The organism is Methylobacterium trifolii (assembly GCF_022179685.1).
Lineage (GTDB): Bacteria > Pseudomonadota > Alphaproteobacteria > Rhizobiales > Beijerinckiaceae > Methylobacterium > Methylobacterium trifolii.
The window spans coordinates 1-6003 of the sequence record NZ_BPRB01000017.1; the positions used below are offsets into that span (position 1 = coordinate 1).

Consider the following 6003-nt stretch of genomic DNA (forward strand, 5'->3'; position numbering starts at 1 on the left):
AGCGCTTAAGACGAGGATGGGGCTCTCTGGCGGTTCTTGCGCGACAATTGACTCAGCAACCGCATCTTCACCACCTATAACGACATCGTTTAGTAGGTGTTGCGACGCCTTGAACCGTCTCATCAAGCAGTCCTAAAAAATAATGTTTATAGGCCTGAGCAGATTAGCTATCGGTTATGATCAATGCCGACTGCATAAGAAGGGTTTTTGAGATAGATCGGGCAAAGTTTCCACCAAGTTTTAAAGTCCTTCTCGTACTCTACAAGAAGATTCTAGATTTTCATACTTCAGTGAACGATTCTCGAATATTTATCGCCTTCGCCAGAGCAGGATAGGCTCGCATTCCAGCCTGTAGAAGCAGAAACGGTTTTTTGATATCGCACCTGGACTGCCGCTCCTCAATATATTTACGCGTAATTACCAAATATCCGTCGTTTCACCTGCCCTCTTTGAGCATGTCGCATCAATAGTGATCCACCCCCGACATAAAGCGCAGATTGACGATCCCGTGCTGAAGCAGAATATACAAAATAACAAAACAGCATAATAGTCCTTGGCATTTTATCTCCCAATTGAAATATATTCTTTATCAATTGATATTTTTTATTTTATATTTTTACATACTTGTTGCTGTTTATGAGTTTCGCAGTAGGCTTCGGCAACCCCAACACTTGAGCCGAAGGCAATGATCTCGGGGGGAGTGTCACCAAGACATGAAAGAGCCAGGCGCAGAATACCAACATCTAAGGATGTTTTTCCACTCTCCAAAAGACCCCACATATAACGGGCGTCTTCGTCTTGCGCGATTGCCCACTTTAAACATGTCTGCATAGTGGGATTTCGAGGATGCTTAGTAAGAATTGGCATATTAGCCATAGAAATTGCTGGCAACCATATCAAACATATTGTAGCTACAGTCACAAGGATGCGGGAATAATGCATTGTTTCGATCCAAGGATTTGCGGCGACAGAATGCGCAGGCCTCTCGTCTCGCGGCCTACTTCATTTTTATGTAGGGTAGCATTTTAGTCAACACTCTAATTTGCCATTGAAGGGGGATACCAACGGAACCTTTGCTAACCCATTGTTATAAATGTTTAGTTTCAGATTCGGGTAGGGCACGATCGTGCCCCACTCGAACCTGGACTTTGGTCTACAACTCAGGGTTTTGAGCACGACTGTAAGAACGGTCACGCTTCGGTGCTTTTTCACATCCCCTTCATAATAGGCTACTGAGCGTCCTAGCCATGATGGCGAGGAATCTCTCCATGACCGATCGCGCGGATACAGAAATTTCTATAGCTGCCTCGATCATAGATCCCGTATAAAGCGCAATAATTTAATAAGCTCGAATTATGATCGATAGGAGAGTAGCCTTGGACAGAACATTCGCTTTGGCCGCTATGTTTTTTATACAAAGTTCGGTTGCAGCTTTCTCGTTTGATCTAGAAGGTAATTATGTTCCGATCGATGGATCGGCATGCAACGCCGGACAGGGGTATGAGATTGCGAAAAAAACTATTTCACATGATCAGGAGTGGAATTGCAGGATTGAAAAAGTATACTCGCAAAATGATATATCTATCATAAATGGCATCTGTGGAGACGAAGGGTCGTTCAGTAAAAAAATTCGAATATTCATTGTACCGGTTGCTGTATCCGAATATGTGATTGTCCCGTCGAATGGCGGAGGACCTTTCAGCAAACATAAAGGTGATGTATTTCATTTTAAAAAATGCAGAAAAAAATAAATATAGTGTAATAAATTCTAAAGTCTGACCCTGATTGGCCCCCACGAGGTGGCCCAAGGGTAAAGTTAGTGCACGATGGGCTGGAGTTGACCCCATTTGTAGTCCACGACCTATGAAAGTTCCCGGTAATTACTTAGGCCCTTGCGCGGGTCGGGTTTCGCTGATTCCTTCGTAGGATGGGGCGCAGCGATCTTGAGCGGTTGAGCCGCGAAGAACTGATCGAGTTGGTGCTGCGTCTGCAGCGTCCGGACAAGACCTCGCGCACGTCCTCGAAGCCGCCCGCCACAGACCGCAAGGGGCGGCGCGAGCAATCCAAACCTGGCGGGGCCAAGCCCGGCCACGAGGGCCATAGCCGTGTGATGAGCGAGGATCCCGACGCGGTCGTCGATCATCGGCCCGACCGCTGTTCATGCTGCGGCGGCGACCTGCACGGCGATCTTACCGCCGAGATCGTGAGCGTGTCCGAGCGGATCGAGTTGCCGGAGGTGGTGCCGGTCGTCACTAAACATCGGCGACTGGTCGTTCATTGCCCGACCTGCGAGGCGCGGGTGGTCGCGCCGGTGCCGGTCGCGGCGCGCGGCACGCCCCTCATGGTGAGCCCGTCGAACCATCGGCCCGCGGCTGCATGCGGTGGCGACGTATTTGAAGACCTTCCAGGTGCTGTCCTACGAGCGGCTGCAGGCGACCTTGTCGGACCTGTTCGGGCTGACGCTCAACCAGGGCGGGCTGCTGAACCTGCTTCAGCGCGCGCAGAGGCGCTTCCGCTCCGGTCGCGAGGCCGCCGTGTCCGCCCTGCGCCGGGCCGCGGTGGTCGCATCGGACGAGACGGGCGTGCGCATCGAGGGCAGCAACGCTTACCATTGGGTCTTCCATTCGACCGAGGCGGTCGTCCATCAGGCTTCGCCGACGCGGGGCGCCATCGTGGTGCGGGAGATGATGGACGGGCACCGGCCCGCGGTGTGAATCTCGGACCGCTACACGGCTCAGTAGGGCCATGCGGCCGAACACCAGACCTGCCTCGCCCATCTCGCCCGCGACGTCGCCTACGTCGTCGAGGCGAGCGACGATCCCGTGCCCTGGCGTCTGCAGTTCTGGTTGCAATCCGTGTTCGCCCTGGCTGAGCGCGTCATCACCTTGGCCACCTCGACCCTCGCAGCCAAGCGCCGGAGCCTCGACCGACAACTCGGGGCCATCCTCGCCACGCCGAGCGGCTGCGACCTGACCCGCGATCTGCAGGCCAAGATCGGCCGGGCCCGCGCTCAACTCCTCGTCTTCCTCGCCCATCCCGGTGCTGTCGAGCCGACCAACAACGGCTCGGAGAGGCTGCTGCGCCCGGCGGTCATCCAGCGGAAGATGACCAACGGCTACCGCGCGATGTGGGCCGCCGAGGGCGAGGCCGCCATCCGCACCGTCGTCGATACCGCGCGCCTCATAGGCGTCAGCCCCTTCAGCACCATCCTCAAAACCGTCAGCGCCTGAATCACGCCGTCACAGGGGTGGGTAATTACTATCGCGTGGTCCCAGTACGATCTCATTATCAGCGCACTCCTATTTGCTAAAGGGTCCTACCGGTATTATGTTGGTACAGTCCGCCTCTCCTTTCTTGCCCCTTTTTCGATGTGGAGTGTGGAGGTGTGGAGGTGAGTTCCTTACAATTCACCATACACCATCCCACATCATTTTAAGGGATGAACTTCCACACCTCCACCCACATCGAAGAAGGGGAGCGGAGGCCATGTTCATCTAGTCTCCACCTCACTGAAGGCCGAGCATCCTCGACACGACCGCAGGGGTGAGAGGAGCGCCACCGAACGACAAGCGGACCTCACTGATCCGGTACGCTTTGTTGAGGACCTCCAGCGGAGTGCCTTCGAGATCGCAGCGCAGGGCAGCGTCGGGCGTATAGTTGATGATGATCCCAAGTGCCTTGCCGAAGAACATCACCCTTCGCCCGCCATCGGCGCGCTTCGTGGTCTGCTTGGTCAGAGCATTTAGTGCCTGCTTGACGAAGGTGATCGGGGGCCGAGAGAGATCGAACGGGATTATCAGCCTCGGCCCCGCTCCACCCATGAGGCCGCAAATCGTGATCTGCGTCGGGACGGTGTACTTGGTCTGGATCACGGCATGAGGTCGGAAGGTTTTCCTCCAGGCGGCATCCTCAGCTTCTTGAGTAAGGCGACGTCGCTCCTCGGCTTCACGTTTCCGGTCGGCGAAGAGCCGCTCAGTTGCTGCTACCGCGTGGACGACCACATCAACCGGTAGTCCAAGAGCCTCAGGAAGGCGCCTCAAGGCAAATCGGCTCTTCGCGCTAAACGGCTGGCCATTACACAAGGCGTACACACGACCAGCAGCCTTGGCGGGGTTCGCATAGCCGAGACGTCGACCCATAGCTTCTTCGCTCAGACCAAGCTCCCGCATCCGGTTCTGAATCAAGTCCGACAGTGGTGTCTGACGTATCACGAGCGCCTCCGTCGATCCACGTCGGAAGGCTGGCGCTCCTGCGACTTTTGCCGAACAAATCGGCTGCATCCCGGATCTCCGGAACCACCTTCGCCGCAGGGGCAGGTTGGTCGAGGCGCCAGCCTCATCTCAATGCATCGGACAAGATGCCAGAAGGCAGGAGTAAAGTAAAGGATCCCGGCGCTCTTGGCGTGGAAGGCCGGGCAGGATTGCTATGACTGACTGATCAGACAGGCCCAAGGTGCAGCACTGCTCAAAATCGCGCTTACACGCGAGATTGACCGAACCCGACGGTGCAAGTCCGTTACTCCGTGCCCACCCAGAACCAGCCGCAGCATTAGCTGAGAGTAGCAATCACTGCCGAATGGTCTGTGAAGGACCCCGCACCAATCCTCGTCGAGTGATCATACTCTATGTGCACACGTCCGACGATATCATGGGAACATAATACGATATCACTTCGGAACATGTACTGCTTTCCATGCCGGCTCGATCCATATGAAAACTCCGGCGGTCGGGAATGTGCGTCAAACGGATCAGTTAAGCCGGAATTCGTCAGGAACCTATCTATGGCCAGCCTCTCTTTGGGTTTTGTCCAAGTGCTTAACCGTCCGTCATATATGCCATCCTTCGGCCTGAGGGTGGTATTTATGTCGCCGCCTATGAGGGTGGGCCGGTTCTGGTCGACAAGCGAAGAGATCTCCTGAAATTGTTGCACCCTTCCAGCGCTTTTGTGGTCAAGATACATTACCCCTAGATTGAAATTGCCGACCGACGCCACCCAGAAGAAGTCAGAACGGTATTCCATCTTCACCGGATCCAGTCCACGCCGTAGGTAGACGCCAATATTTCGGCTCGCAAAAGCTAACCAATACTCTTCGGCATGAAAGGGTAACTCCGAGTCATTTTTCCGGAACTCTTGGAGAAGCCAAGCATCACAGGCCGAGTCGGAAAAAACTCGCTGTATGTGGTGAGAATATCTCAAAAGGCAGGCTCTTTTGTTGCAGTTCAACCATCCTAACCGCATATCTTTCGGCCCACTCCCATATTTCGCCGAATCCTAATACTTCATGCTCGGGACAGAAACCATCACACCAATCCAATCACACACTGCCAGGGACTATGTCTTGGAAACCGTGCTCTAAGTAATAACACAATGCATCAACGGGTAGATCATCAGGAGGGCATGCTCTACTCCCTCGGAGCCAGAAAATATATTGGTACCAGTGGTAAGCGTCGCCGTGCCGTATCTTCTAGCCGAGCATAGTGCTCCACCCAGAGGTCCACGAGACGCCGCGCGTCAATCAGAGTCATCCTACGGGACTCTTGATTTCTCGCGCAATCCGCTGCGTCCTTTGTAAACCCGGCGAGGCAAACGAAAATTCCTACGTCTCCACCGTTGATTGTGGCAATAAATGACCTCAGCGCGTCACTATCGACCTTATTTTTCCACCGTTTCACTTGCACTTTTATTCTCGGGCCCGTTGCGCCTAACGGGTCCGTATAAGCAATGATGTCGATCCCGCCGTCCTTTCCAGGCGGAGAGATCCAAGATATGTGATAGCCCATCCCCCTTAGAAGATCCGCAACGATATCCTGAAACTCAAAGGGATCTGATGTTTTCAAAAAATCTTCGATCTGGCCCCAGGCATGTTCCTCCGCTTCTTCGAAGGTAACACCCAGCTTCTCAGCGGCGGCCTCGATCTCAGAGTTTGAAGAATGTGCCTTGTCGGGGGATGACACAGCATCTCGCTCCGCCTTCCAGACGCCGTAAAGCCTGCAGGCTTCTTTG

General features: G+C 54.2%; 4 protein-coding genes and 1 pseudogene. 2 read left to right on the top strand and 3 right to left on the bottom strand.

Annotated elements, in window-relative coordinates; genetic code table 11:
* Positions 1-1376: 1376 nt before the first annotated feature.
* On the top strand, positions 1377-1751 hold the full coding sequence (locus COGEMETH_RS01380) for a hypothetical protein (RefSeq protein ID WP_238180831.1): 375 nt from the start codon (positions 1377-1379) through the stop codon (positions 1749-1751).
* A gap of 176 nt (positions 1752-1927) precedes the next feature.
* Positions 1928-3230 (top strand): annotated as a pseudogene (gene tnpC, locus COGEMETH_RS01385) (IS66 family transposase).
* A gap of 276 nt (positions 3231-3506) precedes the next feature.
* On the opposite strand, the gene COGEMETH_RS01390 reads toward tnpC, so the two are convergent.
* The 3 genes from COGEMETH_RS01390 to COGEMETH_RS01395 all read right to left on the bottom strand — a co-directional run.
* The gene (locus tag COGEMETH_RS01390) at positions 3507-4280 is read right to left on the bottom strand and encodes a hypothetical protein (RefSeq protein WP_238180832.1); all 774 of its coding nucleotides are present in this window, start codon (positions 4278-4280) and stop codon (positions 3507-3509) included.
* 268 nt (positions 4281-4548) lie between these two features.
* Positions 4549-5238, bottom strand: coding sequence for an endonuclease/exonuclease/phosphatase family protein (locus COGEMETH_RS25750; RefSeq protein ID WP_373875295.1), 690 nt, complete (start codon positions 5236-5238; stop codon positions 4549-4551).
* Between the two features lie 164 nt (positions 5239-5402).
* Positions 5403-6003, bottom strand: a 601-nt coding sequence (locus COGEMETH_RS01395) for a restriction endonuclease (protein WP_238180833.1), incomplete at its 5' end; no start/stop codon positions are given.